The organism is Bosea vaviloviae (genome assembly GCF_001741865.1).
In the GTDB taxonomy this organism is placed as follows: Bacteria; Pseudomonadota; Alphaproteobacteria; order Rhizobiales; family Beijerinckiaceae; genus Allobosea; species Allobosea vaviloviae.
Genome location: NZ_CP017147.1, coordinates 6,078,629 through 6,104,489, shown reverse-complemented (window position 1 = coordinate 6,104,489; position 25,861 = coordinate 6,078,629). Strand labels below are relative to the sequence as shown.

At 66.2% G+C, this 25,861-nt stretch carries 28 protein-coding genes; 17 read left to right on the top strand and 11 right to left on the bottom strand.

Annotated features, from left to right (window positions below; all coding sequences use genetic code 11):
* Nucleotides 1-36: 36 nt before the first annotated feature.
* Nucleotides 37-1,677, bottom strand: a complete 1,641-nt coding sequence (locus BHK69_RS28325; protein ID WP_069693025.1) for an acyl-CoA synthetase — start codon at nucleotides 1,675-1,677, stop codon at nucleotides 37-39.
* Nucleotides 1,677-2,126 (bottom strand): MaoC/PaaZ C-terminal domain-containing protein, encoded by a 450-nt coding sequence (locus BHK69_RS28320; protein ID WP_069693024.1) that lies wholly within the window; start codon nucleotides 2,124-2,126, stop codon nucleotides 1,677-1,679. The genes BHK69_RS28325 and BHK69_RS28320 overlap by 1 nt, the downstream gene beginning before the upstream one ends.
* 240 nt (nucleotides 2,127-2,366) lie before the next feature.
* Here BHK69_RS28320 and BHK69_RS28315 point away from each other — a divergent pair, with 240 nt between their 5' ends.
* The 11 genes from BHK69_RS28315 to BHK69_RS28265 all read left to right on the top strand — a co-directional run bounded on the left by BHK69_RS28315 (nucleotide 2,367) and on the right by BHK69_RS28265 (nucleotide 11,715).
* Nucleotides 2,367-2,639: an AbrB/MazE/SpoVT family DNA-binding domain-containing protein gene (locus BHK69_RS28315; RefSeq protein WP_069693023.1), complete on the top strand. Its 273-nt coding sequence runs from the start codon at nucleotides 2,367-2,369 to the stop codon at nucleotides 2,637-2,639.
* Complete coding sequence (locus BHK69_RS28310; protein WP_069693022.1) at nucleotides 2,636-3,031, top strand: type II toxin-antitoxin system death-on-curing family toxin; 396 nt, start codon at nucleotides 2,636-2,638, stop codon at nucleotides 3,029-3,031. The genes BHK69_RS28315 and BHK69_RS28310 overlap by 4 nt, the downstream gene beginning before the upstream one ends.
* Nucleotides 3,028-3,909, top strand: coding sequence for a beta-keto acid cleavage family enzyme (locus BHK69_RS28305; RefSeq protein WP_069693021.1), 882 nt, complete (start codon nucleotides 3,028-3,030; stop codon nucleotides 3,907-3,909). Before BHK69_RS28310 ends, BHK69_RS28305 begins: the two co-directional genes overlap by 4 nt.
* A gap of 142 nt (nucleotides 3,910-4,051) precedes the next feature.
* Complete coding sequence (locus tag BHK69_RS28300) at nucleotides 4,052-5,200, top strand: hypothetical protein (RefSeq protein ID WP_069693020.1); 1,149 nt, start codon at nucleotides 4,052-4,054, stop codon at nucleotides 5,198-5,200.
* A gap of 115 nt (nucleotides 5,201-5,315) precedes the next feature.
* Complete coding sequence (locus tag BHK69_RS28295) at nucleotides 5,316-6,686, top strand: ABC1 kinase family protein (RefSeq protein WP_069693019.1); 1,371 nt, start codon at nucleotides 5,316-5,318, stop codon at nucleotides 6,684-6,686.
* Nucleotides 6,687-6,856: 170 nt separating this feature from the next.
* Nucleotides 6,857-7,144 carry an aa3-type cytochrome c oxidase subunit IV gene (locus tag BHK69_RS28290; protein WP_069693018.1) on the top strand — a complete coding sequence of 96 codons (288 nt, stop codon included), beginning with the start codon at nucleotides 6,857-6,859 and terminating at the stop codon, nucleotides 7,142-7,144.
* Between the two features lie 38 nt (nucleotides 7,145-7,182).
* Nucleotides 7,183-8,346 (top strand): Re/Si-specific NAD(P)(+) transhydrogenase subunit alpha, encoded by a 1,164-nt coding sequence (locus BHK69_RS28285; protein WP_069693017.1) that lies wholly within the window; start codon nucleotides 7,183-7,185, stop codon nucleotides 8,344-8,346.
* A 1-nt stretch (nucleotide 8,347) separates the two neighbouring features.
* Nucleotides 8,348-8,779, top strand: a complete 432-nt coding sequence (locus BHK69_RS28280; protein WP_069693016.1) for an NAD(P) transhydrogenase subunit alpha part 2 — start codon at nucleotides 8,348-8,350, stop codon at nucleotides 8,777-8,779.
* 6 nt (nucleotides 8,780-8,785) lie between these two features.
* Entirely contained in the window at nucleotides 8,786-10,192 is a 1,407-nt protein-coding gene (locus BHK69_RS28275; RefSeq protein WP_069693015.1) for an NAD(P)(+) transhydrogenase (Re/Si-specific) subunit beta, read from the top strand.
* A gap of 123 nt (nucleotides 10,193-10,315) precedes the next feature.
* A complete protein-coding gene (locus BHK69_RS28270) occupies nucleotides 10,316-10,795 on the top strand; it encodes a GNAT family N-acetyltransferase (protein ID WP_069693014.1) in 480 nt (159 codons plus the stop codon).
* 74 nt (nucleotides 10,796-10,869) lie between these two features.
* Complete coding sequence (locus BHK69_RS28265) at nucleotides 10,870-11,715, top strand: alpha/beta hydrolase (protein ID WP_069693013.1); 846 nt, start codon at nucleotides 10,870-10,872, stop codon at nucleotides 11,713-11,715.
* Between the two features lie 8 nt (nucleotides 11,716-11,723).
* Here BHK69_RS28265 and BHK69_RS28260 read toward each other — a convergent pair whose 3' ends face one another.
* The 5 genes from BHK69_RS28260 to BHK69_RS28240 all read right to left on the bottom strand — a co-directional run bounded on the left by BHK69_RS28260 (nucleotide 11,724) and on the right by BHK69_RS28240 (nucleotide 15,364).
* Complete coding sequence (locus BHK69_RS28260; RefSeq protein WP_069693012.1) at nucleotides 11,724-12,596, bottom strand: tetratricopeptide repeat protein; 873 nt, start codon at nucleotides 12,594-12,596, stop codon at nucleotides 11,724-11,726.
* 228 nt (nucleotides 12,597-12,824) lie between these two features.
* Nucleotides 12,825-13,058 carry a 30S ribosomal protein S21 gene (gene rpsU / locus BHK69_RS28255; RefSeq protein ID WP_069693011.1) on the bottom strand — a complete coding sequence of 78 codons (234 nt, stop codon included), beginning with the start codon at nucleotides 13,056-13,058 and terminating at the stop codon, nucleotides 12,825-12,827.
* Nucleotides 13,059-13,349: 291 nt separating this feature from the next.
* On the bottom strand, nucleotides 13,350-14,450 hold the full coding sequence (locus tag BHK69_RS28250) for a 5-(carboxyamino)imidazole ribonucleotide synthase (protein WP_069693010.1): 1,101 nt from the start codon (nucleotides 14,448-14,450) through the stop codon (nucleotides 13,350-13,352).
* Entirely contained in the window at nucleotides 14,447-14,968 is a 522-nt protein-coding gene (purE, locus tag BHK69_RS28245) for a 5-(carboxyamino)imidazole ribonucleotide mutase (protein WP_069693009.1), read from the bottom strand. The genes BHK69_RS28250 and purE overlap by 4 nt, the downstream gene beginning before the upstream one ends.
* 177 nt (nucleotides 14,969-15,145) lie before the next feature.
* Nucleotides 15,146-15,364 carry a YdcH family protein gene (locus BHK69_RS28240; RefSeq protein ID WP_069693008.1) on the bottom strand — a complete coding sequence of 73 codons (219 nt, stop codon included), beginning with the start codon at nucleotides 15,362-15,364 and terminating at the stop codon, nucleotides 15,146-15,148.
* 228 nt (nucleotides 15,365-15,592) lie between these two features.
* On the opposite strand from BHK69_RS28240, the gene BHK69_RS28235 reads away from it, so the two are divergent.
* The 3 genes from BHK69_RS28235 to BHK69_RS28225 all read left to right on the top strand — a co-directional run bounded on the left by BHK69_RS28235 (nucleotide 15,593) and on the right by BHK69_RS28225 (nucleotide 16,807).
* Nucleotides 15,593-15,781 (top strand): YdcH family protein, encoded by a 189-nt coding sequence (locus tag BHK69_RS28235; protein ID WP_069693007.1) that lies wholly within the window; start codon nucleotides 15,593-15,595, stop codon nucleotides 15,779-15,781.
* Nucleotides 15,782-15,994: 213 nt separating this feature from the next.
* Nucleotides 15,995-16,255: a GlsB/YeaQ/YmgE family stress response membrane protein gene (locus BHK69_RS28230; RefSeq protein WP_069693006.1), complete on the top strand. Its 261-nt coding sequence runs from the start codon at nucleotides 15,995-15,997 to the stop codon at nucleotides 16,253-16,255.
* A 72-nt stretch (nucleotides 16,256-16,327) separates the two neighbouring features.
* Nucleotides 16,328-16,807, top strand: a complete 480-nt coding sequence (locus BHK69_RS28225) for a YidB family protein (RefSeq protein ID WP_069694034.1) — start codon at nucleotides 16,328-16,330, stop codon at nucleotides 16,805-16,807.
* A gap of 140 nt (nucleotides 16,808-16,947) precedes the next feature.
* On the opposite strand, the gene BHK69_RS28220 is transcribed toward BHK69_RS28225, so the two are convergent.
* On the bottom strand, nucleotides 16,948-18,576 hold the full coding sequence (locus tag BHK69_RS28220; RefSeq protein ID WP_069693005.1) for an acyl-CoA synthetase: 1,629 nt from the start codon (nucleotides 18,574-18,576) through the stop codon (nucleotides 16,948-16,950).
* A gap of 223 nt (nucleotides 18,577-18,799) precedes the next feature.
* Entirely contained in the window at nucleotides 18,800-19,564 is a 765-nt protein-coding gene (locus tag BHK69_RS28215) for a sulfite exporter TauE/SafE family protein (protein WP_069693004.1), read from the bottom strand.
* A 191-nt stretch (nucleotides 19,565-19,755) separates the two neighbouring features.
* Between BHK69_RS28215 and BHK69_RS28210 the strand changes: the two genes are divergently transcribed.
* The gene (locus BHK69_RS28210) at nucleotides 19,756-21,672 is read left to right on the top strand and encodes a propionyl-CoA synthetase (RefSeq protein WP_069693003.1); all 1,917 of its coding nucleotides are present in this window, start codon (nucleotides 19,756-19,758) and stop codon (nucleotides 21,670-21,672) included.
* A gap of 48 nt (nucleotides 21,673-21,720) precedes the next feature.
* On the opposite strand, the gene BHK69_RS28205 is transcribed toward BHK69_RS28210, so the two are convergent.
* A complete protein-coding gene (locus tag BHK69_RS28205; RefSeq protein ID WP_199578999.1) occupies nucleotides 21,721-22,608 on the bottom strand; it encodes an MBL fold metallo-hydrolase in 888 nt (295 codons plus the stop codon).
* Between the two features lie 135 nt (nucleotides 22,609-22,743).
* Here BHK69_RS28205 and BHK69_RS28200 point away from each other — a divergent pair, with 135 nt between their 5' ends.
* Together BHK69_RS28200 and BHK69_RS28195 are read left to right on the top strand one after the other, a co-directional pair.
* Nucleotides 22,744-23,061: a hypothetical protein gene (locus BHK69_RS28200; RefSeq protein WP_069693002.1), complete on the top strand. Its 318-nt coding sequence runs from the start codon at nucleotides 22,744-22,746 to the stop codon at nucleotides 23,059-23,061.
* A 25-nt stretch (nucleotides 23,062-23,086) separates the two neighbouring features.
* Entirely contained in the window at nucleotides 23,087-24,790 is a 1,704-nt protein-coding gene (locus BHK69_RS28195) for a methyl-accepting chemotaxis protein (RefSeq protein ID WP_069693001.1), read from the top strand.
* 216 nt (nucleotides 24,791-25,006) lie between these two features.
* On the opposite strand, the gene BHK69_RS28190 is transcribed toward BHK69_RS28195, so the two are convergent.
* Nucleotides 25,007-25,729, bottom strand: a complete 723-nt coding sequence (locus BHK69_RS28190; RefSeq protein WP_069693000.1) for a DUF1013 domain-containing protein — start codon at nucleotides 25,727-25,729, stop codon at nucleotides 25,007-25,009.
* Nucleotides 25,730-25,861 lie beyond the last annotated feature (132 nt).

Sequence of the window (25,861 nt, the reverse complement as noted above, 5' to 3'; positions counted from 1 at the left end):
GCGGCTTGTCCGGAATGACGGGGAATATATAGCCCGTTAAGCGCCCTTCTTCCGCGCCACCTCCAGGTCGCGCAGATCCTTGCGCCGGATCTTGCCGGTCGCGGTCATCGGCAACTCGGTGACGAACTCGATCTCTCGGGGATATTGATAGGCGGCGAGCCGCTCCCTGACGAAGGCCTGGATCTCGGCGGCAAGGGCGTCCGAGGGGGCAAAGCCCGGTTTCGGCAGCACGAAGGCCTTCACCACCTCGGTGCGCAGCGGGTCGGGACTGCCGACGACGGCGACCATCAGCACGGCCGGATGGCGGATGACGCAGTCCTCGATGTCGCCGGGGCCGATGCGGTAGGCGCCGCTGGAAATGATGTCGTCGTCGCGACCCTGGAACCAGAAATTGCCCTCGGCGTCGCAGGCGCCGGTGTCTCCGGTGACGAGCCAGTCGCCGACGAATTTGGCCGCCGTCGCCTCGGGCTGGCGCCAATATTCCAGCATCATCACCGGGTCGGGCCGCGCGACCGCGATCAGCCCCTGCTCGCCGGCCGGCATCGCCTCGCCCTCGGGCGAGACCACCGCGACGCGGTGGCCAGGCACGGCGCGGCCCATCGAACCGGGCACGATCGGAAACAGGCTGGCGCAGTTCGAGACGATCAGGTTCGCCTCGGTCTGGCCGTAGAACTCGTTGACCGGAAAGCCGAAGGTCTCCTCGCTCCAGGCCAGCATGTCGGCGCCCAGCGTCTCGCCGCCGGTGCCGATCGAGCGCATCGCATAGTCGAAGCGCTGGCGCGGCCTCTCGACCTGCCGCATCAGTTTCAGCGCCGTCGGCGGCAGGAAGGCATTGCGGACCTTGTGCCGGGCCAGCAGCGCGAAGGCGGCTTCCGGATCGAATTTGCGGGCGCGCGAGGCCAGCACCGGCACGCCGAAATAGAGGCTCGGCAGCAGCACGTCGAGCAGGCCGCCGGCCCAGGCCCAGTCGGCCGGCGTCCAGAACAGGTCGCCGGCTTGCGGGAAGAACTCCTGCGGCAGTTGCACGCCGGGCAGGTGGCCGAGCAGGACGCGATGCGCATGCAGCGCGCCCTTGGGCTTTCCCGTCGTGCCAGAGGTGTAGATGATCAGAGCTGGATCATCGGCCCGCGTATCGATGGATGCAAAACGGTCGGAGGCCTTCGCCAGCTCCGCGGCGAAGTCGAGATGGGTCCCGGTCGTTTCCCTATCGCCGATGACGAAGATGCGCTTGAGTTTGGGCAGGGTGGCGCGGATCGTCTCGATCTTGCCGATGTTCTCGGTATCGGTGATCAGCGCCGCCGCGCCGCTGTGCTGTAAGCGATGTTCGAGCGCATCCGGCCCGAACTGAGTGAAGAGCGGCAGCGCGATCGCGCCCATCTTGTAGATGGCGAGATGGGCCATCGCCGTCTCCGGCCGCTGCGGCAGCAGGATGCCGACGCGGTCGCCCGGTCCGATGCCATGACCGCGCAGCATATTGGCGAGGCGGCTGGAGCTCCGTTTCAGGTCGTCGAAGCTGAGGGTTGCGACGCCCGCCGCTTCATCCTCATAGATCAGCGCCGGCTTGCCGCTGCCGTCGGCATGGCGGTCGCAACAGGCGACGCCGATGTTGAAGCGCTCCGGGATATCCCAGCGGAAAGCCTCGGAGGTTTCCCGGTAGCTTGCCGCCCGCATCAGCATCAGCCTTGCTCCGGCCGGCGCTTCATCAAAAGCTTGAGGTGGCCCGTCTGAACCTGCTCGCCGCGCTGGTTGAAGACATCGAGCCTGAGGGTGACGACACCGCGATCGGGCTTGCGCGAGGGCTTGCGATCCACGGTCGTGACCACGGCATGGACGGTGTCGCCGATCCTGACCGGCCCGGCGAAGCTCCAATGCAGGTCGAGCAGGCCCATGGTGGTGGCGTCGACCAGGTTCTGCTGCGACACCAGGCCGATCGCCATGGCAAGCGTCAGCGGGCCATGGGCGATGCGCTCCCCGAACGGGGTCGTGGCGCAATACTCGCTGTCGATATGGAGCGGGTTGAAATCGCCGGAGAGCCCGGAAAACAGCGTGATGTCGCCTTCGCCGACAGTGCGGCCGCGCGTGACAACGCGCAGGTCCTCGCCGAATTCCTCGAAATAGAGCCCCATCGTTTCCGTTCCCGATCGTCGTTTTGGCGATTAGGCGCGCGAAGGGGGCAGGCTGACAAGGCCGGGCGTTGCCGCTTTTGCTCACGGCAGGATTGCGGAGATGGCGCAGGCTCGGGGGCAAGGCGAGGGGTTTGGCGATGATGCATCGACGGGGGCGCTGAAACCGGAGGCCAGGCCGATGCTGACAATGTATGTCCGGTACGTTATACGTTTCGTATAACGAGCGTAAGGTCGACTGTCATGAACAAGCCGAGTCAGACCAGCACGGGGGAACCGCTCGACAGCGCTAACGTGCTGCAAGTTAGAAAGATCGGCAACTCGCTCGGGTTGATTCTGCCTCGGGAGATGCTGGCTCGACTGAAGCTCAAGGAGGGCGACGCACTGCATGTGGTCGAACAACCCAACGGGGCCTTCAGACTCGTCAAGCAGAAGCCTGATTTCGACAAGGCGATGGCCGCGGCGCGCCGGGGCATGAAAATCTATCACAATGCCTTGGCCGAGCTCGCGAAGTGACCGAGCCGAGCTGGCTGTCCGAAGACGTCGTCCTGGCCATTCATGATGAGCAGCTAACGATTCATGGTGGGGGCGCCGGTTTGCGCGATGCGGGCATGCTCGCATCCGCGTTGGAGCGCCCTGTCAACAAATGGGCCGATGAGGCGGCAGAGCTGCCGGAACTGGCGGCAAGCTACGCATTCGGATTGGCGAAGAACCATCCGTTCATCGATGGCAACAAGCGGACGGCTCTGCTGGCGCCCTACACATTCTTGTTCATCAACGATGTCGATTTCATCGTGCCCGAGGCTGAAGCGGCTGTCGCCATCCTGGCTCTCGCGGCTGGCGAGATCGACGAAGACGGGCTCTCCCGCTGGATCCGCGACAACTGGCCGAAGGACATGCCGGCATGACCACCCCCATCTGGATCGAGGCCGCGATCAACGGGCCCTGGGGCAAGGAGCGCCAGCCCGGCATTCCGATCGCCATTCCCGACATCGTTGCTGACGGCATCGCGGCGGTCGAGGCGGGGGCGGCGATCGTGCATCTGCATGTCTATGATGTCGAAACCGGCCGCCAGCGCGACGATTGGCAGCTTTATGCCCGGGCGATCGAGGGCATCCGCGCCAAGGTCGACGCCATCGTCTATCCGACCATTCCGATCCTGGGCTCGGGCTATGCCGGCGACATGATCGGCTCCGGCCGCTACACCCATCTGGAGGAGCTCGCCAAGCGCGGCCTCGTCGAATGGGGCGTGCTCGATCCCGGCTCCTGCAACTGGACGACCTTTGCCGGGATTCCCGGCGGTGAGCCCGGCTTCATCTACCAGAACCCGGGCGAGCATATCCGCGAGGGCATGGCGGTGGCCCATGCCAACAGGATCCATCCGAGCTATGCGATCTATGAGCCCGGCTTCACGCGGTTGGGCGCGGCGCTGGCCAAGGCCTATCCGGGGCTGCCGACGCCGATCTATCGCCTGATGTTCTCCGATGCCTTCGCCTGGGGCTTTCCGCCGAAGGCCTATGCGCTCGAGGCCCATCTCGCCTTGCTCGCCGAGGATGCGCCCGGCGCGCCGGTGATGATCGCGGGGCTCGGCGTCGATCTTTCCGGATTGATCGGGCCGGCGGTGGCACGCGGCGTCCATGTCCGGGCCGGGCTGGAGGATGCGCATTTCGGCTGTACAAAGACGAATGCCGCCTTGGTCTCGGAAACGGTGAAGCTGGTCGAGGCGGCTGGCGGGCGGGCCGCGAGCGTTGTCGAGATCAGGGCTGATCTCGCGGCGCGGCGTTAACGCCACGGACAGACCAGCAGTTTTTGCCGGGCCAAGGTAATTCCTGCCCGGGCGGCCTGACGGCATATTCATAGTTATCAAGACCTTAAAGCTGGCACAATCCCTGCTCCGGAGCGTCGAACGCCACGTCCGGAGAGCCGCGATGTCCACGACCATCGGCGCCAGTGCCTCCCTGCTCCTGAACTACACCCGCAGCGGGCAGGCGGTGCTCGATGCGCAGCCCTCGCTTGCGCAGCTGCTCAGCGAGGATGCGACAACGGGCTCGCAACTCCCCGCATCGGCGACCGTTGCCCTGTCTGACGAAGCCAAGGCCTATCTCGCGCGGACCTCCGCAGCGACCGCGGCCGATTCCGGCATGACGCTCGCCACCCGCGCGGCGAATGCGCGGCAGTGGTTCGACCAGCAATATCAAGCGCTCGGCATTTCCTCGGCGCTGATCGACGGCAAGGTCGCGGTCGATCTGAGCGGGCAGGGCCGCGCGACATTGTCGGCGGTGGCCTCGAACGCGCAGGGGCTGTTCTCTAGGGATGAGAGCGCCGCAGCGGCGACGGCTCTGCAATCCCGCTTCGACACCGCGATCTCGCCGCATGTCGTCATTGCCCGCCATACCGGGAATTACGCCGCGCTCTACGACGCCGCGCTGAAATATGCCGACGAGGCCGGGAGCGACGAGCGGGCGACCGTGGCCTGGCAGGATCAGAAGCAGGCTCTGCTTGATGGCGCTGCCGCCGCGAGAAAGACGCCTGGCAAGGCGCCCGACACCGGCAGCGCCAATGATCCCGTCAAAGCCCTGCTCGGCAAAACCACGCCCAGCGGGTCGCTGACGCCCCAGATGACGATCGCGGCGGTTGCCGCCAATGCGCGCTTGCTGCTGGACGACCAGGCCAACAGCGCGCAGGACAAGGGCACCGAGCTTGTGTTCGATGCGTCGCGCAAGGACGGCCAGCAGGTGGATTTCGCCAAGTTCGACAACCGCTCCTTGGCGGCGGTCGCGCTGAATCAAGGCGCGGCCTTCTCGCCGGGCGAGGTCCGCGCCGCCAAGGCGGAACTCGACCAGCGCAATCGCGCGAGCGTGCTCGATACGCTGAAGGCGACATCCGGTAGCAGCGACGGCACGAGCGCGAGCCTTGCCCTCGTCAACCGATACGCCGCCATGAGTACCGAGGAAAAAGCCGCGCTCGGGATCAGCGACGACTTCACCAAACAACTGGTCCAGACCTATCAGAGCATCCAGGCGACCCAGGGGCGGTTGGGCGGCAATTCCTCGCTGGGGCTGGTCGGCTACCTCTGACCGGAAGGAGCGCCAGAATCTCAACCTCTCGCGGCTGAGGCGATCGGCTGCACTGGTGTTCTTGGCGGCGCGGCCTACATCGTGACGACGCAACCGCAAGAGGCGCGCCGAGCCCATGTCCGACCACGACAGCGAAGCCAACCGCTTTTCCGCCCGCGCCGCGCGCTATGCCCGCGTGGGGGCCAATGTCGGCGGGGTCGCGGCGCGCATCGCCGGTACGCGCCTGTTCGGGCTGGATGGCCGCACTGCCAGCAATGCCGAGGCGCTGGCCAAGGCGCTGGGCGGGCTGAAGGGCCCGATCATGAAGGTGGCGCAGCTCGTCGCCACGATTCCCGATGTGGTGCCGCCGGAATACGCCGCCGAATTGCAGAAGCTGCAATCGCAGGCGCCGCCAATGGGGGCCGCCTTCGTCAAGCGCCGGATGCTGGCCGAGCTCGGGCCGCAATGGCGCGAGCGCTTCGCCGAGTTCGATCTGAAGCCGGCCGCCGCGGCCTCGCTGGGGCAAGTGCATCGCGCCACGACGCTGGAGGGCGTGCCGCTTGCCTGCAAGCTGCAATATCCCGACATGGAATCGGCCGTGGAGGCCGACATCTCCCAGCTCGACATCCTGTTCGCCTTGCACCGGCGCATGGACCCGGTGATCGACACGACCGAGATCGCCAAGGAAATCGGCGCCAGGGTGCGCGAGGAGCTCGATTACATTCGCGAAGCGAAGCATATCGCGCTTTATCACGAGATCCTGGCCGATACGCCGGAGGTGCGGGTGCCCCGGCTCGAAGCCTCATTGTCGACGCGCAGGCTCCTGAGCATGCATTGGCTCGAGGGCAGCCCGATCCTGTCCCATAAGTCGGACGGCCAGGAGGCGCGCGACCGGATCTCGACGGCGATGTTCAAGGCCTGGTGGCGGCCCTTCAGCCATCACGGCGTCATCCATGGCGATCCGCATCTGGGTAACTACACGGTCTTCTCAGAGGGTGACACGCCGGCGGGCATCAACCTGCTCGACTATGGCTGCATCCGCATCTTCCCGCCCAGTTTCGTCGGCGGCGTGGTCGATCTCTATCGCGGCCTGCTGGAGGGCGACGCCGCCCGCGTCGTGCACGCCTATGAGACCTGGGGCTTCAGGGGGTTGACCAAGGATCTCGTCGACACGCTGAACATCTGGGCGCGTTTCATCTACGGGCCGCTGCTGGAGGACCGGACGCGCCGCATCGCCGAGGATGTCAGCCCGGCTGAGTATGGCCGCAAGCAGGCCTTCCAGGTGCATCAGGCCCTGAAGCAGCGCGGGCCGGTGACGGTGCCGCGCGAATTCGTCTTCATGGACCGCGCCGCGATCGGGCTCGGCGGCGTCTTCCTGCATCTCGACGCCGAGCTGAATTTCCATCGCCTGTTCGAGGCGGAGATCGAGGGGTTTTCGACGGGAGGGATCGCCACGACCCAAGGTAAGGCTTTGGCCCGCGCTAAGCTCATTGCGTCGTCAGTTTGACTGCCGTTGTGGTCTTTCAATCGATTAGACTCGACTGTTCTCGCAATTTTATGTCGTGAAGTCCGGAAATCCGCCTAATAAACAGGCTCATTTCCGGTGACGATGCGTTGCCGACCCATCGCGGGTGCGCTACAGGGCAAGAGGATTTTCTTCAATCTCGGGAACCACCCATGGCCGATCACGGGCATCACGCCACCGACATTCCGCAGATGGACTACGCCGAGCATGAGCGGACCTATCAGGGCTTCATGCATTTCGCCGAGGTCGGCACCGTCGCCTGCCTCGCCATCGTCGCGGCGCTGGCGGTGGGCGGCACCAAGCATGCCTGGGGCGTCGCCCTCATCGGTACGCTGCTGACGCTGGTCGGCACGGTTGTCGGGATCGCATCGAAGTCGATTGCCTGGAAGGCTCCGGCCGTTCCCTTCGCGCTGATGATGGTCGCGCTCGTTCTCCTGTAAGATCCGCCTCCGCCAAGCCTGAAAGGCCTCGCCCTGCCATGCGCATTGCTGTGCCAGCCGAAACGCAAGGGGCGGAAACCCGCGTCGCCGTGACGCCGGAGACCGTCCGCAAGTTCATCGGCCTCGGGGCCGAAATCGTGGTCGAGAAGGGCGCCGGGCTCGCTTCCGGCATCAATGACGCCGATTACGAGGCGGCGGGCGCGAGCATCGCCAAGAACGCCAAGGATGCGCTCAAGGGCGCGGCGATCGTGCTCAAGGTGCGCCGCCCGGCCGAATCCGAGATCGCCGGCCTGCCGTCCGGCGCGCTCGTCGTCGGCATCATGGACCCTTATGGCAATGAGGCTGCGGTCGAGGCCCTGGCCAAGGCCAAGGTCGCGGCCTTCGCGATGGAGTTCATGCCGCGCATCACCCGCGCGCAGGTCATGGATGTGCTCTCCTCGCAGGCGAATCTCGCCGGCTATCGCGCGGTGATCGACGGCGCGGCCGAATATGGCCGGGCGTTGCCGATGATGATGACGGCGGCCGGCACTGTCCCTGCTGCGCGCATCTTCATCATGGGTGTCGGCGTCGCCGGCCTGCAGGCGATCGCGACGGCGCGGCGTCTCGGCGCGATCGTGACCGCGACCGATGTGCGCCCCGCCACCAAGGAGCAGGTCGAATCGCTCGGCGCGAAGTTCCTGGCCGTCGAGGACGACGAGTTCAAGCAGGCGCAGACTGCCGGCGGCTACGCCAAGGAAATGTCCAAGGAATACCAGGCCAAGCAAGCCGAGCTGACGGCGAGCCACATCGCCAAGCAGGATATCGTCATCACCACCGCGTTGATCCCGGGGCGTCCCGCGCCGAAGCTGATCTCCAAGGCGATGGTCGAGAGCATGAAGGCCGGTTCCGTGATCATCGATCTCGCGGTCGAGCGCGGTGGCAATTGCGAACTCGCCAAGCCCGGCGAAATCGCGGTTACCCCCAATGGCGTCAAGATCGTCGGCCATCTCAACGTGCCCGGCCGTTTGGCCGCGACCTCGTCGCAGCTCTACGCCAAGAACCTCTTCGCCTTCGTCGAGACGCTGATCGACAAGAGCGCGAAGACGCTCGCCGTGAACTGGGACGACGAATTGGTGAAGGCGACCGCCCTGACCAAGAACGGCGCGGTGATCCATCCGAATTTCGCGCCGAAGCCCGCGCCTGTCGTCGAGGGGAGCGTCTAACATGGCCAATCCGACACCCGAACAGGCACTCGAACAGGCCCGCTCCGCCGCCGCGCTGGCGAAGCAGGCGGCCGAGCTCGCCGAGAAATACGCCGAGCAGGCCGCTGCGGCGGCAAGCGTCGCGACAGGTGTCGATCCGACGGTGTTTCGCCTCGCGATCTTCGTGCTCGCGGTCTTCGTCGGCTATTACGTGGTCTGGTCGGTGACGCCGGCGCTGCACACGCCGCTGATGTCGGTCACCAATGCGATCTCCTCGGTCATCGTCGTCGGCGCGCTGCTTGCGGTCGGCGTCCAGGCTGCTCCGGCGCTGGGCGACGGTCCGGTCTGGGCCAAGCTCTTCGGCTTCGTGGCGCTGATCCTGGCTTCGGTGAACATCTTCGGCGGCTTCCTCGTCACCGAGCGCATGCTTTCGATGTACAAGAAGAAGGGCTGAGCGCCGATGGCCGCCAATCTCTCCGCCCTGCTTTACGTCGTCTCCGGCGTCCTGTTCATCATGGCCTTGCGGGGCCTGTCGCACCCGACCACGTCCCGTCAGGGCAATTTCTACGGCATGGTCGGGATGGGCATCGCCATCCTGACGACCGTGGTGTTCTTCCCGCCATCGGGCTTCTCCGGCTGGTTCCTGGTCGTGCTGGGCATCGCCATCGGCGGCGGCATCGGCGCCTATATGGCCCGGCGCGTGCAGATGACGCAGATGCCGCAGCTCGTCGCCTTCTTCCACTCGCTGGTGGGTCTGGCGGCGGTGCTGGTCGCTGCGGCTGCGCTCTATGCGCCGGGCGCCTTCGGCATCGGCGAGGTCGGCCATATCCATGGCGGCAGCCTGTTCGAGATGGGGCTCGGCGTCGCCATCGGCGCGATCACCTTCACCGGCTCGATCATCGCCTTCCTCAAGCTCGACGGGCGCATGAGCGGCAAGCCGATCATGCTGCCGCAGCGCCATGGCATCAATATCGGGCTCGGCGTCGCGCTCGTCGTGCTGCTGCTGGTCCTCATCAAGACCGAGAGCCATGTCGTATTCTGGCTGATCGTGCTGGTCTCGTTCGCGCTCGGCGTACTCCTGATCATCCCGATCGGCGGCGCGGACATGCCCGTCGTCGTCTCGATGCTGAATTCCTATTCCGGCTGGGCTGCGGCAGGCATCGGCTTCACGCTCGGCAACATGGCGCTGATCATCACCGGCGCGCTGGTCGGCTCGTCGGGCGCGATCCTCTCCTACATCATGTGCAAGGCGATGAACCGGAGCTTCATCTCCGTCATCCTCGGCGGTTTCGGTGGCGACGATGCTGCGGCCGGCGCGGCCGGGGCGGTCGAGGCGCGGCCGGTCAAGCAGGGTTCTGCCGACGACGCCGCCTACATCATGAAGAACGCCGCCAAAGTCATCATCGTGCCGGGCTATGGCATGGCGGTGGCGCAGGCCCAGCATACGCTGCGCGAGATGGCCGATCTGCTGAAGAAGGAGGGCGTCGAGGTGAAGTACGCCATCCATCCGGTGGCGGGCCGCATGCCTGGCCATATGAACGTGCTGCTGGCCGAAGCCAACGTGCCCTATGACGAGGTCTTCGAGCTTGAGGACATCAACTCGGAATTCGGCCAGGCCGACGTCGCCTTCGTCATCGGCGCGAATGACGTGACCAACCCCGCCGCCAAGACCGACAAGGCCTCGCCGATCTACGGCATGCCGATCCTCGACGTCGAGAAGGCCAAGACCGTGCTCTTCATCAAGCGCGGCATGGCGGCTGGCTATGCCGGTGTCGAAAATGAGCTGTTCTTCAGGCCCAACACGATGATGCTGTTCGGCGATGCCAAGAAGGTCACCGACGACATCGTCAAGGCGATGGCGCATTAGGCGCGGCCGTCATTCCTTTGTCGCGAAAGGCCGGCTTCGTGCCGGCCTTTTTCGTTTGGAGCCCAAGTCTTATTTGGAGCCCATGTCTTGTTTGAAGCCCATGTTTCATTTGGAGGCCATGCCGTGACGCTCTCCATCCGCCCGATGCTGGCAGGCGACCGACCCGCCGTGTTGGCGCTGCTGCTCGAACTGACGGCCCATGAGGCGACCTTGAGCGCGGAACGCGCGACCGGGCCCGCTGCCGCCGCAGCCTGCCTCGCCGACGATGCGGAAAAGGCCGCCGAGCATGGCGGCGCCCAGATCGTCGCTCAGCAGGGCGATGAGGTCGTCGGTTATCTGGCGCTGCGGCTCGGGCGCATCGGCCCCTTCGTGCACGAGCATTTGCGCGACCACGTCTATATCGAGAACATCGTGGTCGCGGCCGCTTGCCGGGGAACCGGGATCGGGCAGCTCCTGCTGGCGGAGGCCGAACGCTTCGCCCGCGGGGCCGGCTGCAAGGTGCTCCATCTGAGCGTCATGGAGGGCAACGACATGGCGCTGACCGCCTATCGCCGTGCCGGTTTCGGCAGTTTCGCGCTGGAAATGGCCAAGGTTCTCGACTAGGGGCGTGGTTCGGAGCCAATGCGGGGCTCCAGACCGTCGCGAGACCGCCATGGTGGCGGGGGAGAGTGATCGGCATGAAACTGCTCGGCCGCCTCCTGCTCGTCGCCTGCGCCCTCTATCTCGCCGGGCTGGCCGTTCTCTTCGTCAGGCAGCGCGACCTGATGTATCCGCGCAATCCGGTGCGTGCCGATATCGCTTCGGCGAACCTGCCGGGTGCAATGGAGGTTCCGCTGACGGCGGCTGATGGCGAGCGGCTGGTGGCCTGGCTCGTGCCGCCACGCGCGGGCAAACCCGTGCTGCTGTTCTTCCACGGCAATGCCGGCAATTTCGGTAGATCCATCCGCCAGGCCCGTTTCCGGGCTCTGACGGAGGATGGCACCGGCCTCTTCGCCGTCAATTATCGCGGCTATGGCGGTTCCACCGGCAGCCCGACGGAGGAGGGCATCCATCTCGATGCGCGTGCCGCCTATGGCGAGGCGGCGGAGCGCTTCGGGGCTGCGCGGCTGGTCGGCTATGGCGAATCGCTCGGCACCGGCGTCGTGCTGCAACTGGCGGCGGAGGTGCCGCTCTCGGCGGTCATCCTGGAAGCACCCTATCTCTCGACGGCGGCGGTGGCGCAGGGGGTCTATCCCTACGTGCCGATCCGGCTCGTCATGCTGGATCAGTTCCGCTCGGAGGCCGTGATCGGGCGGGTGCGTGCGCCGCTGCTTGTGCTGCATGGCGAGCGCGACGGCGTGATCCCGTTCAGGCAGGGGCAGGCGCTTTACGAGATGGCGAACCCGCCCAAGCGCTTCATCCGCTTTCCGGCGGGCCACCATGAGGATCTACCGGCCCAAGGCTCGGTTCCGGAGGTCAGGCGCTTCCTCGCGGATGCGGCGAGCGGTGGTGTGGCGGGCGCTGAGAGCCGCACGGTCGAATAGGGAGCAGCTCAGCTCCGGAACAGGCCGCCGCCCAGCCCGCCGCCGCCGAGGCGCGACTGGCCGGCGCGGGCGGTTGTGTTGTTGCCGTCGAGGCTCAGTGCGCGCTGATAGCTTTCGCTCGCCTCCGCCTTCTTGCCGAGCTTCTCATAGGCGAGCCCACGCCCGGCCCAGGCCTCGGCGTTACGGTTGTCGACATTGAGCGAGGCGGTGAAGTCCTCGAGCGCGGCGTCATATTTGCCGACAGCGATCAGGCTCTGGCCGCGCGCCGTGTAGGGCGGGGCGTTGTAGGGGTTACGGTCGATCACCGAATCGAAATCGGAGATCGCGTGCTGATGCTGGCCTTCCTTCTGGTAGACCAGCCCGCGTGCGTGGAAGGCCTCGGCGGATTCAGGGTTCAGGCGGATAGCGGTGTTGAGATCGGCCAACGCCTGCTGGCTGTTGCCTTGCTGGCGCAGCAGATTGGCGCGCCCGACATAGGCCGGCCCGTAATTCGGATTGGCGGTGGTGGCGCGGTTGAAATCGGCAAGGGCGGCATCGTTGCGCCCGCTCTGGCGCAGGGCCAGCGCGCGATTGGTGTAGGCCGAGGCGAGATTCGGGTCGATCTGCACCGCCTTGGTGAAGTCGGAGATCGCGTCCGAGAAGCGGCCGACCCGGGCATAAGCCGCGCCGCGCGTGTTGTAGGCGTTGGGGTCGTTCGGATTGCGGGAGACGACCTCGCTCAGCGAGCCGATGTTCACGCTCGCGTCGGCGGAGGAGTTGGTGTCGATTTCCGCCACTGCCGGCTGGGAACCGAGGCTGGAGACGGTATCGCAGCCTGCCAACGCCAAGGTGATGCTCGCTGCGGCCAGCCAGTTCCTGCCGCGATCCATGCTTTGCTTCATCGGTCCTGGTTTCCGTGCCTTGCCTGTCGCACGCGGCGGTTTGCCGTTCGCGACCTGATTGCGCCCCCCAACCGACAGTGCGCTGCGAAAGAAACAACGCCTGCATTGTGCCAAGACTTGGTTAACGGCGCTCGAAAAGCAACAGCGCCCGGAGCGGGCTCCAGGCGCGGTTTGGGTCTTGTCAATCTTTCCTGCGTGCGGCGGCCGCTGCCGCCGCACGCAGGAAAATCAGGGGCGCTTGGGCTTCACCGGCGCGGGCAGGAGGCCTTCGCGCTGCAGCTTCTTGCGCATCAGCTTGCGGGCGCGACGCACGGCTTCCGCCTTTTCGCGCGCCTTCTTCTCGGAAGGCTTCTCGTAATGGCCGCGAAGCTTCATCTCGCGGAAAACGCCTTCGCGCTGAAGCTTCTTCTTGAGAGCGCGGAGAGCCTGATCGACATTGTTGTCGCGAACGAGAACCTGCACGTGAGTGTCCGTCTTTAGCGGGTTGGTCTAAAAAGTCGGGCGAACGGGCCTGCCAGGCAGGTCGCTCGAAGGATCGTGCGGATAACAGAAATCAATCCGGCTGTCCACGCCGCGATGCAGCGAAAATGCGCGAAAAATCGAGCTTCGCGCGCCTTTGTGCTCCGGAGCCGGATGATTTCAGCTGGGATCACAGAGTGATCCCAGCTGAAATCTGAATCCGTCTCTCATCTAAGAGTGAGAGCAGGATCAATGCGAAAAACCGGTGCCCACTTTTTCGCATCCTGCTCTGGCTCAGGCTTTTTCGGGCGTGACCCGCGTGACATGGCCCATCTTGCGGCCCGGACGGGCGTCGCGCTTGCCGTAGAGGTGCAGATGCGCGCCGGGCTCGGCCAGCAGATCGCGCCAGCGCAAGGCGGCGACGCCGATCAGATTCTCCATCTCGACACGGCCGCGCCGCGCCGCCGAGCCGAGCGGGAAGCCGCAGACGGCGCGGACATGCTGGTGGAACTGCGAGGTCTCAGCACCTTCGCTGGTCCAATGCCCGGAATTATGCACACGCGGCGCGATCTCGTTGACGATCACGCGCTCGGCCGCGCCCTCGCCGACCACGAACATCTCGACCGCGAACACGCCGATATAGTCGAGTGCGTCGGCGATCCGCCGCGCGGCCGCAATGGCGGCCTCGCCTGTCTTCGGCGACAGCTGCGCCGGCACGCGGGTGAAGGCGAGGATATGGTCGCGATGCTCGTTCTCGCAGACGTCGAAGGCGGCGAATGCACCGTCGGCACCGCGCGCCGCGACGACCGAAACCTCGCGCGTGAAGGGCACGAAGCCTTCCAGGATCGCGGAGAAATGGCCGATCGCCTCATAGGCTTCGGCGAGGTCGCTGCCGGCGGCGATCTTGACCTGGCCCTTGCCGTCATAGCCGAAGCGCCGCGTCTTCAGGATGCTGGGGCGGCCGAGATCGGCGACGGCGGCCTCGAGATCAGCCAGCGAATCGACGGCGCGGAATGGGGCCACGGCCAAGCCCAGCCCGGCGACGAAGCTTTTCTCGCTGAGCCGATCCTGCGTCACCGCGAGCGCGCGCGCTCCGGGGTGCAGCGGTGTGCGCGCCGCCAGGAAGGCGGCGGTTGCGGCCGGCACGTTCTCGAATTCATAGGTCACGACGTCGACCGCATCGGCGAAGCGCGCCAACGCCGCTTCATCCTCATAGTCGCCGACGGTATGGCGGGCCGCCACGTCGAAGGCCGGGCTGTCGGGCTCCGGCGCGAAGATATGGGCGCGGATGCCGAGATCGGCGGCGGCGAGCGCGAGCATGCGGGCGAGCTGGCCGCCGCCCAGGATGCCGAGCATGGCACCGGGAGCGAGGCCGCTGGAATCGGGCGTGCTCATTTTTCGTCCTTCGCGGGGCGCGTCTCGTCCTTCACCGGATGTTCGGCGATCGCCGCGCTCTGGCGGGCGCGGTAGGCGTCGAGGCGCTTGGCGAGCGCCTCGTCGCTCAGCGCAAGCACGGCTGCAGCGAGGAGAGCGGCGTTGACCGCGCCGGCGCGGCCGATGGCGAGCGTGCCGACCGGGATGCCGGCCGGCATCTGCACGATCGAGAGCAGGCTGTCCTGACCCGAAAGCGCCTTCGATTCGACCGGCACGCCGAAGACGGGCAGAGGGGTCAAGGAGGCGGTCATGCCTGGCAGGTGAGCTGCGCCGCCGGCGCCTGCGATCACCACCTTGAAGCCTTCGGCCTTGGCGCCGCGGGCGAAGGTGAACATCCGGTCGGGCGTGCGATGGGCGGAGACGATGCGCGCATCATAGCCGATGGCGAGCGCGTCCAGCGTCTCGGCGGCATGGCGCATCGTCGCCCAGTCGGACTGGCTGCCCATGATGATGGCGACGGCGGGGCTGGTCTGGGCCATGAAACGGATCGCTTCCGGAGCTTCGCGGCAGAAAGAGCCTGATGTTACCCGAAAACCAGGATCCGCTTTTCGCTAGGGCGGACCTTTGGCTCGGCATCCTGCTCCGAGGACAAGGAAGCGCGCGATCTAGACCACGCAACGCTGCGGAAGCAAGCGGCGAATCGCCGTTATCCTTGCTCAGGCGATGATATCTGGGGTCAAAGCGTCCTCGATCTGGGCGATGCGATCCTTCAGATAGAGCTTGCGCTTCTTCAGGCGCTGCACCTGGATCTGGTTGACTGCACCGACCCGCTCCAGCGCGTCGATGGCGCTGTCGAGGTCGCGATGCTCCTCGCGCAGTCGCGCCAGTTCCGTCGTGAATGCCTCGACCTCGTCAGGGCTGAGCTCGAATCCCATGAATCCATCTCGTGATCGCCGCAATCGGGCGCGACTATGCTGAGACGCCGCACGCGCCGCAAGAGCGCGGAGCCTGTGGCGGAGGCAGGAGCGCATCATATTCGCGCCTTCCGAGACATAGGCGGTTCACGATCACAGAATCTCATGGTGCGGCGCGAGATTGCCCCGCAGACGTGAAGCCGGCTCTGTGTCAGACTATCTCGTCAATCGGTCATCAGGAGGATCCAGATGTCGCTGCAGACCCATCTCGTCGAGCTCCAACGGAAGCATCGTCAACTCGAAGAAGCCATTGCGCAGGCCGTATCGAGCCCGTCCTCGGACGATCTCAGTGTGGTCGAGTTGAAGCGCAAGAAGCTGATGCTGAAGGAAGAGATCGAGCGGGTACGGCAGACGATGCCGGACCGAACTCTGCATTGAGGGCCTAAGGCGGGCCATTAGCGACCCGTTCTGGAGATTCTATTTCATCAGATCAGGCCGGCCCCGAAAGGGGCCGGTTTTTCATTGGCGAAGCCCGGCGGAAGCGGGCCGTCCCCAGATGGCGTCGAAATCCCCGCCGGCGGAGTGCGGGAGGGCCGGAACTTCTTTCTGCGTCGGATGTTGAGGGGGCGTGCGGAAGCGAGGGAGGCTGTCTTGGGTATCGTCTGGACCATCATCGTCGGTTTCATCGCCGGCATCGTCGCGAAGTTCATCATGCCGGGCCCGAACGAGCCTTCAGGCTTCGTGCTGACGACGATCCTCGGAATCATAGGGGCTTTCGTCGCGACTTATCTCGGCCAGTCGCTCGGCTGGTACGCGCCGGGCCAGGGAGCGGGGCTGATCGGCGCCATTGTCGGCGCGATCGTCGTGCTTCTGGTCTGGGGCATGATCAGCGGCCGCAACCGCGCTGTCTGATCGGCGCGATTTCATCCCGAAACAGGAGTTAGTGCCGTGAGTGATGACAACAGCAGCGGCGGCTTTCCGTCGATGACCGCCCTTCTCGGACTTCTTGCCGTCGCCGGCTACCAGAACCGCGACAAGATCGCCGAATGGCTCGGCGGGCGAGGTCAGCCTGATGCCGGGCAGGTCGCCGGGCAAGTCCCTGCGCCGCAGCAGGGGCAGGCTGGAGCCGCGCCCCAGGGGAGTGGCGGCCTTCTCGGCAGTCTCGGCGGCCTGCTGGGTGCCGGCGGGGCCGGGGCTATGCTCAATAGCGGGCTCGGCGAACTCGTCGACCGCTTCAAACAGGCAGGGCAGGGCGACAAGGCCGATTCCTGGGTGCAGCCGGGTCCCAACAAGGCGGTCGCGCCGGGCGATCTGGAGCAGGTTCTCGGGCCCGAGGCTCTCGACGCGATCGCGCGTCAGACCGGGCTGTCGCGCGCGGAGCTGCTGGAACGGCTTGCGCGCGTGCTTCCGGAGGCGGTCGATCGCTACACACCCGACGGCAGCCTCAGCCGCGCCCCGGCTTAAAGCGCCATCGATCGAGGTGGGCGCCGCTTGGCGGCAGGGTTTCGCCGCCCATCGCTCCGGCGCCGTTTTGCCCCGTTCGGCCACTCCGGCCGAACGGTGGGAGTTCTGCTGTAGCCTTGCCGATAGAGGCAGCGCAGGGTTCAGAGCGCGCGCGCCATCTCCCGCAACCTGAACTTCTGGATCTTGCCCGTCGAGGTCTTGGGCACCTCGACGAAGACCACGGTGCGCGGGCATTTGAACGAGGCGAGCAGGCCCTTGCACCAGGTGATGATCTCGGCCTCGGTCACGCTCTGTCCCGGCTTGAGCTCGACGAACGCGCAAGGGGTCTCGCCCCATTTCTCATCGGGCCTGGCCACCACGGCTGCCGTCTGCACGGCCGGGTGCTTGTAGAGCGCGTCCTCGACCTCGATAGAGGAGATATTCTCGCCGCCCGAGATGATGATGTCCTTGGAGCGGTCCTTGAGCTGGATATAGCCGTCGGCATAGCGCACGCCGAGATCGCCAGTGTGGAACCAGCCGCCTTCGAAGGCCGCCTTGGTCGCCGTCGGGTTCTTGAGATAGCCCTTCATCACGACATTGCCGCGCATCATCACCTCGCCGAGCGTCGTGCCGTCATGCGGCGCCGGCTCCATCGTCTCGGGATCGCGCACGTCGAGGCCTTCCAGTGCCGGGTAACGGACGCCCTGACGCGCCTTCAGCGTCGCCTGATCGGAGGCCGGCAATGCGTCCCAGTCCCGGTTCCATTCGTTGACGACCGCCGGGCCGTAGCATTCGGTCAAACCGTAGAGATGGGTGACCTCGAAACCGGCTTGCTTCATCGCGCCGAGCACGGCTTCCGGCGGCGGGGCCGCGGCGGTGAAGAAGGCGACCTTTTGCGAGAAGTTGCGCTGCTCCTCCGGCCGGGCATTGAGCAGCGTCGACATCACGATCGGCGCGCCGCAAAGATGGGTGACGTGGTGGTCGGCGAGCGCGTCATACATCGCCTTGGCGCGGACCTGGCGCAGGCAGACATGGGTACCGGCCAGGATCGAGATCGTCCAGGGAAAGCACCAGCCGTTGCAGTGGAACATCGGCAGCGTCCAGAGATAGACCGGGTGCCTGCCCATGCTGCCGGTGATGACATTCGAGGTGGCGAGCAGGCTCGCGCCGCGATGATGGTAGACCACGCCCTTGGGGTCGCCGGTGGTGCCGGAGGTGTAGTTCAGCGCGATCGCGTCCCATTCGTCCGATGGCATCGTCCAGGCGAAATCGGCGTCGCCGGTTGCAAGGAAGTCCTCGTATTCGATCGCGCCGACGCGCTCGCCGGGCCCGTCATAAACCGGGTCGTCATAATCGATGACGAGCGGCTTCACCGTGCACAGCGCCAGCGCCTCTTTGATCGTCCTGGAGAATTCGCGGTCGGCGATCACGACCTTGGCCTCACCATGGTCGAGCGAGAAGGCGATGATCGCGGCGTCGAGCCTCGTGTTCAACGTGTTGAGCACGGCGCCGCACATCGGCACGCCGTAATGGCATTCGAGCATGGCAGGCGTGTTGGGCAGCATCGCTGCGACGGTGTCGTTCTTGCCGATGCCGTGCTTCGCAAGTGCCGAGGCGAGGCGGCGCGCGCGGGCGTAGAACTCGGCATAGCTGCGGCGCAGCGGGCCGTGGATGATCGCGGCCTGCGCGGGGAAGACGCTCGCGGCGCGCTCCAGGAAGGTCACAGGCGTCAGCGGCTGGAAATTCGCCGGGTTGCGGTCGAGGTCGGTGTCATAGGCGCTGGTGGTCATGGTGGCGTCGTCTCCCTCGGCCGTGCCGCAGCCTTAGCCCCTGCTAGCCTAGAGCCGGATGATTTCAGCTGGGATCACCAAGTGATCCCAGCTGAAATCTGAATCCGTCTCTCATCTAAGAGCGAGAGCAGGATCAATGCGAAAAACCGGTGCCCACTTTTTCGCATCCTGCTCTTGCGGGTAATCCATCCCTTTTTCCCAGAGGGCGCAATCAGCGCGGGCTTCAACCCAAGAGATGCAGCCCGCGCACGCCGTCGAAGACGAGCTTGCCCCCGACTGCGAGCAGCAGCCAGTAGATGATCGTGTAGAAGCGCTCGGCCGGCACGCGGCGCACCAGCCAGACGCCAGCGATGGTCGAGACGATCGCGACCGGAAACAGCGCAGCCGAGGCGGTGAGGTTCGCCGTGGTGAACTGCCCGAGCGCGAGATAGGGGCCGAGCTTGATCAGGTTGAGCATGGCGAAGAAGATCGCGCCCGTGCCGACGAAGACGGCAGGGGCCAGGCGCTGCGGCATGACATAGATCTGGAAGGGCGGGCCGCCGGCATGGGCGATCATGCTGGCGAAACCGCAGAGCGCGCCCCAGAACGAGCCGGCGAGGTAGCTCGCCTGCGTCACCGGCGCTGCCGCTTTGCCGTCGCTCAGCATGCGGCGCAGTGCGAAACCCATCGAGATCAGCCCGATCGCGAGCCCCACGGCCGCGTCCGAGACTTTTGCCGCCAGCAGATAGCCGGCGAGGATGCCCAGCAGCGCGCCGGGCAGCAGCGTTGCGAGATTGCGGCGGTCGAATTCGCGGCGATAGGACCAGACCGTCACCACATCCTGCGAGATCAGCAGCGGCAGCATGATCGCCGCCGCCTGGACCGGCGAGACGACGAGCGCCATCAAGGGCAGGGACAACAGGCCGAGCCCCGAGAAGCCGCCTTTCGACAGGCCCATCAGGATGACGGCGGGCACCATCGCGGCGAAGAAGGCAGGATCGAGGATCATCAGCCCGCAGTGCTCGCCGCGGCGCGGCGCAAGGACGGCACGGGGGATTCATTGCTGGGCGAAAGTCTGACGGCCAGACGCTTGCGCCAGAGGGGGCGAATGCTCACGATCCCGCCCAAAATAAGCCTCCTGCCGCTGCCGGTTGATCTGCGGGGTGTAGGCCAGAACAGGGCGAAGAGGATACGCGTTCCATGAATGCCCCACATGCAAGCGGCTATGCCGAGACCTATGCCCGCTGGCAGGCCGATCCGGAGGGATTCTGGGCGCAGGCCGCCCAGGCCGTCGAATGGATCAAGCCGCCCAAGGCGATTTTTGACGCGACGCAGGGAGCCTATGGCCGCTGGTTCCCCGATGCGAGCTGCAACACCTGCTTCAACGCGCTCGACCGGCATGTCCGCGACGGCCGGGGCGCACAGCCGGCCTTGATCCATGACAGCCCGCTCACGGGGACCAAGGCCGCCTTCAGCTATGCCGAGATGCTCGACGAGGTCGCGACGCTGGCAGCCGTCCTGCAGGATCTCGGCGTCGGCAGGGGCGACCGCGTCATCCTCTACATGCCGATGATCCCGGAGGCAGCCTTCGCCATGCTCGCCTGCGCGCGGATCGGGGCGGTGCATTCGGTGGTGTTCGGCGGCTTCGCGGCCAAGGAGCTGGCGACGCGCATCGATGACGCGACGCCCAAGCTCATCCTGACGGCGACCTGCGGCATCGAGCCGAGCCGCGTTGTCGAATACAAGCCGCTGCTCGACGCCGCGATCGACCTGGCGCAGCACAAGCCGCAGCATTGCCTCGTGCTGCAACGGCCGCAGGCCGACGCCTCGATGCATGTCACCCGCGACAGGAACTGGCGCACGCTGACGGCCGCCGCCAAGGCCGCCGGCCGCAAGGCTGAGTGCGTCGAGGTCGCCGCGACCGACCCGCTCTATGTGCTCTACACCTCCGGCACGACCGGCCGTCCCAAGGGCGTGGTGCGCGACAATGGCGGCCATATGGTCGCGTTGAAATGGACGATGGACAATCTCTACGATGTGAAGCCCGGCGAGGTGATGTTCACCGCATCCGATGTCGGCTGGGTCGTCGGTCACAGCTATATCGTCTACGGGCCGCTGCTGCAGGGCGCGACGACTGTTCTCTACGAGGGCAAGCCGGTCGGTACGCCCGATCCCGGTGCGTTCTGGCGGGTCATCGCCGAGCACAAGGCGGTCGCGCTCTTTACCGCGCCGACTGCCTTCCGGGCGATCCGCAAGGAGGATCCGCAGGCGAAACATCTTGCCGGTCACGATCTGTCGCATTTCCGGGCGTTGTTCCTGGCCGGCGAGCGGGCCGATCCCGATACGCTGAAATGGGCGGAGGAGGTGCTGAAGGTTCCGGTGATCGACCATTGGTGGCAGACCGAGACCGGCTCCTGCATCGTCGGCAATCCGATCGGGCTCGAACTGCTGCCGGTCAAGCCTGGCTCGCCGACCGTGCCGCTGCCGGGTTACGACGTGCAGTGTCTGGATGAGGGCGGCCGGCCGGCCCCAGCCGGGACAATGGGGGCGATCGTGGTCAAGCTGCCGCTGCCGCCCTGCGCCCTGCCGACGCTCTGGCAGGACGAGGCGCGTTTCCGGGAGAGCTATCTCACAGCCTTCCCCGGCTACTACAACACCTCGGATGCCGGCTTCATCGACGCCGACGGCTATGTCTTCATCATGGGCCGCACCGATGACATCATCAATGTCGCCGGCCACCGGCTCTCGACCGGCGGCATGGAGGAGGTGCTGGCCTCGCATCCGGCCGTGGCGGAATGCGCCGTGGTCGGCATCAAGGACGCGCTCAAGGGTGAGCAGCCCTGCGGCTTTGTCGTGCTGAAATCCGGCGTGACCCAGAGCCCGGCCGAGATTGAGCGGGAGCTGGTGGCGTTGGTGCGCGACAGGATTGGACCGGTGGCGGCTTTCAAGCTGGCCTTGACGGTGAACCGGTTGCCGAAGACGCGCTCGGGCAAGATCCTGCGCGCCACGATGAAGAAGATCGCCGATGGTGAGGATTATGCAATGCCGGCGACGATCGAGGATCCCGCCGTGCTGGGCGAGATCGGTCTCGCCTTGAAGGGCAGGGGGCTGGGGTAGGGGCGTGTCATTCCGGGTTCGCGCCTTCGGCGCGCCCCGGAATGACGGTCACAACCCGATCGTCGCGCCATTCCAGTTCAGCAGCCGCTCCGGCCACTCCAGCCGCATCAGGTCCTCGCCGACGACCAGCGGGCCGGCATAGCCTGCCTGCCTGACCTCGCGGGCGAGCGCGGCGGTGTCGGCGGCGGGTGGCACGAGATGGGTCAGCGCCAGCGCTTTTGCGCCCGAGCGCAGCGCCAGTCCCGCCACCACCTCCGGTGTCATGTGATAGCTCTGGACCGAGGCGACGGTCTCGGCGGAACGGACACCCGCGACGACCGGCATCTGGCTCGAGATGAAGACCTCGCAGACGAGCAGGTCGCAGCCCTGCGCCGCCCGTTCCAGCGAGGGTGTCAGCCGCGTGTCGCCGGAGAAGACGATGCGGCTGCCGCCATGCGCGGCGGAGAGGCCGAAGGCCGGTTCGACCGGTTTGTGATCGACGAGAAAAGCATGGATGGCGAGGTCACCGAGGCCTGCGACGGCGCCTTCATGTAGCTCCTCGAAGATGACCTCCAGCCCCGTGGCGTCCGGTCGCTTCTCGAAGGCGATGCGAAGTGAGCGCTCGCGTGCGAAGGCCTCGTATTGCGCGCGCATATTGGCGAGCGCCGGGGCCGGGGCCATGACGCGCCAGGGCTTGCTGCGGCCCTGATGCCAGGACGAGACGACGAGCTGGTAGAAGTCGACGAGATGGTCGGAGTGCTCATGGGTGACGATCAGCAAGTCGATATCGGCGCCGCGATGTCCCGCCGCGACGAGCCGCTGGCTGACGCCCGAGCCGCAATCGACCAGGACCTTGCACCCCGCCGCCTCGACCAGGTGCGAGGGGCCGGCGCGGCGCAGGCTGACTGGCGGCGCGCCGGTGCCGAGGAAGGTGAAGGCTAGGCTGTTGTCCATCATGGCGCGAGGCTGTCAGGCCGCGCGCGTCTCCGCAAGCCGGACGACGCGGAGGCCTCCCGTTTCAGTCTGCATTTCATGCAACTTTACGTTGAATTTACGGGTAGATGGCAAGGTCTCCGGGCGCTGGATTGCGCCGTGGGGCTCTTCGTGATGGTCGCCAGGCATATCGTCAGACCGCTCCTGCCTGCGCTCGTCGCCGTGCTGGCGCCGCTTGCCCTGTTCCTGGCCCCGCGCGACCGGGCCACGGTCATCGTCCTGGCGGCGAGCGCGAGCGATGCGGCAGAAGCTGTGGCGCTGGCCGATGGCGCGATCCTGTCGCGTTTCGGCGCCTTCGGCCTGATCGCACGCTCCGAGCAGCCAGGCTTCAGCGCCCGCCTCTACAGCGCCGGCGCCATGCTCGTTCTCGATGGCGGCGGCCGTGGCGGCTGCCTCGCACAATCCACGCGCTCTTGATACCCTTGCACGAAGGACGACGCCGGTGAGCCGCAGTCTCGACGCCATTCGCCGGACCTTCACGACGCCCTTGATGCTGGGGCAATGGGCGCTGGTCCCGCTGACGACGCTGGCGGCCTGGTTCGCCGGACACCCCGCATGGCTCGCGATCGCGGCCGTGTCCGCCTTGCTCGCCGGCATAAGCGCGCTGGCCTGGTTCCAGGACCGGACCGGCCTCTCGACCCGCATCACCTCGACGGTTTCGCTCTGCGGCCAGGTCGCGCTGCTGGTCTTCTCCTGCGAGGGCACGCGCTACCAGATCGACATGCATATGGCTTTCTTCGCGGCGCTCGCCGTCACCACGGCCTGGTGCTGCTGGCGCGTCATCTTGACCGCGACAATGGTGGTGGCGCTGCACCATCTCCTCCTCAACATGGTCTACCCGCTGGCCGTCTTCCCCGATGGGGCCGAGTTCGCGCGGGTGGTTGTGCATGCGGTGATCCTGCTTGCCGAGGCCGGGGCCCTGGTCTGGCTGGCGCTGCGCCTGGAATCGGCGCTGAAGATTGCGGATTCGGCCAGCGACGAGGCGGTCGCCAATCAGATGCGGGAAAGCCAGGTTCGCCGCGAAGCCGCTCTTGCCGACGAGCAACGCGCCGTGGTGGAGGAGCAGTTGCTGGTGGCGGTCGGCGCGGTCGTCGAGGCGGCCAAGCGCGGCGATTTCTCGGTCCGCACCGCGCAGAATTCCGAATTGGGGCGGCTGGGCTCGCTGGTCCAGGGCGTCGATGAATTGACCGGCGCCTGCGAGAGCTTTCTCGATGAGACGGACCGCGCGCTTGCGGCGCTTGCGACCGGGGACCTGACGGTGCGCATGGCGGAGCGCTTCGAGGGCCGGCTTGCCGCCGTCGCGGGTAATTTCAACCGCTCGACCGAGGCGCTCGGGACGGCGCTGACGGCGGTGACGCGCAGCGCCTCCGCCACGCATCGGGCGGCCGATGAGATTCTGGCGGCAACGCGCGATCTTTCCGGGCGCGGCGAGAGCCAGGCGGCCTCGCTGGAGGAAACCTCCGCGGTGGTCGAGCAGATGGCTTCAACGATTCGCCTCACTGACGAGATGATGCTCGCCGCCCGGGAGAAGGCGCGCAAGGCTGCCGACAATGCCGGCGCGGGCGTCGCGGTGGCCGGCCGCGCCATCGAGGCGATCGACCGGATCGACGAGCAGGCGAAGCGGATCGTCGATATCGTCGGTGTCATGGACGGTCTTGCTTTCCAGACCAATCTCCTGGCGCTGAACGCCTCCGTCGAGGCGGCGCGTGCCGGCGAGGGCGGCCGGGGCTTCGCGGTCGTCGCGACCGAGGTCCGGCGTCTCGCGCAGCAATCGGCGGATGCCGCGCGCGACGTCCGCACGCTGATCAGCGAGACCAAGGCGCATGTCGACGAAGGCGTGAAGCTCGTGCGCGAGGCCGGCTCCAATCTGGACGTGGTCTCCAGCGATGCCGGTTCCGTGGCGGAGGCCTTCGAAGAGATCAGCCAGGCGACGCGCGAGCAGGCGCAGGGCGTCGGCGAGATCGAGCGCGCGGTGCGGCAGATGGATGTCCTGACGCAGGACAACGCCCAGGCGGCGAGCCGGACTGCTACTGCCGCCGGCGACATGGTCGAGACCGCGCAGGCGCTGGCGCGCCTGACCTCCCGCTTCAAAATGGAAAGCGGGCCAATCCCCGTTGCAAGGGGAATGGCCCGCCAGGTTGCTTGAACCTAGAGCATTTTCGAGCGAAGTGGACACCGGTTCGCGTGAAGAAAATGCGTCAAAACAATGAGCTAGAGCATTTTCGCGATTCGAAGAAACGCGGAAATGCTCTAGGACAGGCTTGAACCTAGGAAACGCTCGATTCCAGGAGATGGCTGCCGGTTTTCACCGGTGCGGGCGTCTCCTGAACCCGCCGCCGCTTGGTGCGGGGCAGGAGAGGTCTCAGTCTTCCTCGTCTTCCTCGGCCGGGCGCTTGAGCTGCTTCAGCTTGGAGAAGACCGAATCGACGTCGATGGCCTCTTCTTCCTGGCGCTTCGGCTTGCCCATATCGGCGAAGGTCTGGTTGAGCGCGGGCGCCGGCGCGGTCGTCTCCTCTGCGGGGAGCAGGGTCGAGCCGATCTCGGCGATCGCGGCGGGACGGTCCTTGGCGGCGCGTCCGACCTCGAAATCGAGATCGATCTGCGAGCACAGGCCGAGGCTGACAGGATCGATCGGTGACAGGGTCTGGGCGTTCCAGTGGGTCCGGTCGCGAATCTGGGCGATGGTCGACTTGGTCGTGCCGATCAGGCGGATGATCTGCGCGTCCTTGAGTTCGGGGTGGTTGCGCAGCAGCCAGAGGATCGCATTGGGGCGGTCCTGGCGCTTGGAGACCGGCGTGTAGCGCGGCCCCTTGGACTTCTTCATCTCCGGCACCTTCACCCTGCGCTCGGCGAGCTTGAGGTGGTGGCTCGGGTTCTTGGCGGCGCGCTCGAGTTCCTCGCGGGTGAGCTGGCCCGAGGTGATCGGGTCGAGGCCCTTGATGCCGGCGGCGACTTCGCCATCGGCGATGCCGCGCACTTCGAGGGGATGGAGTTTGCAGAACTCGGCGATCTGCTCGAAGGTCAGGGACGTGTTCTCGACCAGCCAGACCGCGGTGGCCTTCGGCATCAGCGGGGGATTCGACACGGGACGTCTCCTGAATCTCGAAAGCCGGTCTCAGACCGGGTCAGCGTCGCGGACAATAGCTCTCATGCGCAGACCGGCCTCCTCGGCCGGCCATCCAAATCATCGACGATGAACAGGATGGCGCGGCTTATA

Excerpts from the sequence above, each read along its gene's own strand:
- BHK69_RS28240 (WP_069693008.1), bottom strand. The coding sequence starts at position 15,364 with ATGGGATTCGAGCTCAGCCCTGACGAGGTCGAGGCATTCACGACGGAA.
- BHK69_RS28205 (WP_199578999.1), bottom strand. The coding sequence starts at position 22,608 with ATGATGGACAACAGCCTAGCCTTCACCTTCCTCGGCACCGGCGCGCCG.
- BHK69_RS28210 (WP_069693003.1), top strand. The coding sequence starts at position 19,756 with ATGAATGCCCCACATGCAAGCGGCTATGCCGAGACCTATGCCCGCTGG.
- BHK69_RS28300 (WP_069693020.1), top strand. The coding sequence starts at position 4,052 with ATGTCCACGACCATCGGCGCCAGTGCCTCCCTGCTCCTGAACTACACC.
- BHK69_RS28295 (WP_069693019.1), top strand. The coding sequence starts at position 5,316 with ATGTCCGACCACGACAGCGAAGCCAACCGCTTTTCCGCCCGCGCCGCG.
- BHK69_RS28320 (WP_069693024.1), bottom strand. The coding sequence starts at position 2,126 with ATGGGGCTCTATTTCGAGGAATTCGGCGAGGACCTGCGCGTTGTCACG.
- BHK69_RS28305 (WP_069693021.1), top strand. The coding sequence starts at position 3,028 with ATGACCACCCCCATCTGGATCGAGGCCGCGATCAACGGGCCCTGGGGC.
- BHK69_RS28260 (WP_069693012.1), bottom strand. The coding sequence starts at position 12,596 with ATGAAGCAAAGCATGGATCGCGGCAGGAACTGGCTGGCCGCAGCGAGC.
- BHK69_RS28225 (WP_069694034.1), top strand. The coding sequence starts at position 16,328 with ATGACCGCCCTTCTCGGACTTCTTGCCGTCGCCGGCTACCAGAACCGC.
- BHK69_RS28290 (WP_069693018.1), top strand. The coding sequence starts at position 6,857 with ATGGCCGATCACGGGCATCACGCCACCGACATTCCGCAGATGGACTAC.
- BHK69_RS28280 (WP_069693016.1), top strand. The coding sequence starts at position 8,348 with ATGGCCAATCCGACACCCGAACAGGCACTCGAACAGGCCCGCTCCGCC.
- BHK69_RS28250 (WP_069693010.1), bottom strand. The coding sequence starts at position 14,450 with ATGAGCACGCCCGATTCCAGCGGCCTCGCTCCCGGTGCCATGCTCGGC.
- BHK69_RS28265 (WP_069693013.1), top strand. The coding sequence starts at position 10,870 with ATGAAACTGCTCGGCCGCCTCCTGCTCGTCGCCTGCGCCCTCTATCTC.
- purE (WP_069693009.1), bottom strand. The coding sequence starts at position 14,968 with ATGGCCCAGACCAGCCCCGCCGTCGCCATCATCATGGGCAGCCAGTCC.
- BHK69_RS28275 (WP_069693015.1), top strand. The coding sequence starts at position 8,786 with ATGGCCGCCAATCTCTCCGCCCTGCTTTACGTCGTCTCCGGCGTCCTG.
- BHK69_RS28215 (WP_069693004.1), bottom strand. The coding sequence starts at position 19,564 with ATGATCCTCGATCCTGCCTTCTTCGCCGCGATGGTGCCCGCCGTCATC.
- BHK69_RS28315 (WP_069693023.1), top strand. The coding sequence starts at position 2,367 with ATGAACAAGCCGAGTCAGACCAGCACGGGGGAACCGCTCGACAGCGCT.
- BHK69_RS28220 (WP_069693005.1), bottom strand. The coding sequence starts at position 18,576 with ATGACCACCAGCGCCTATGACACCGACCTCGACCGCAACCCGGCGAAT.
- BHK69_RS28235 (WP_069693007.1), top strand. The coding sequence starts at position 15,593 with ATGTCGCTGCAGACCCATCTCGTCGAGCTCCAACGGAAGCATCGTCAA.
- BHK69_RS28325 (WP_069693025.1), bottom strand. The coding sequence starts at position 1,677 with ATGCTGATGCGGGCGGCAAGCTACCGGGAAACCTCCGAGGCTTTCCGC.
- BHK69_RS28285 (WP_069693017.1), top strand. The coding sequence starts at position 7,183 with ATGCGCATTGCTGTGCCAGCCGAAACGCAAGGGGCGGAAACCCGCGTC.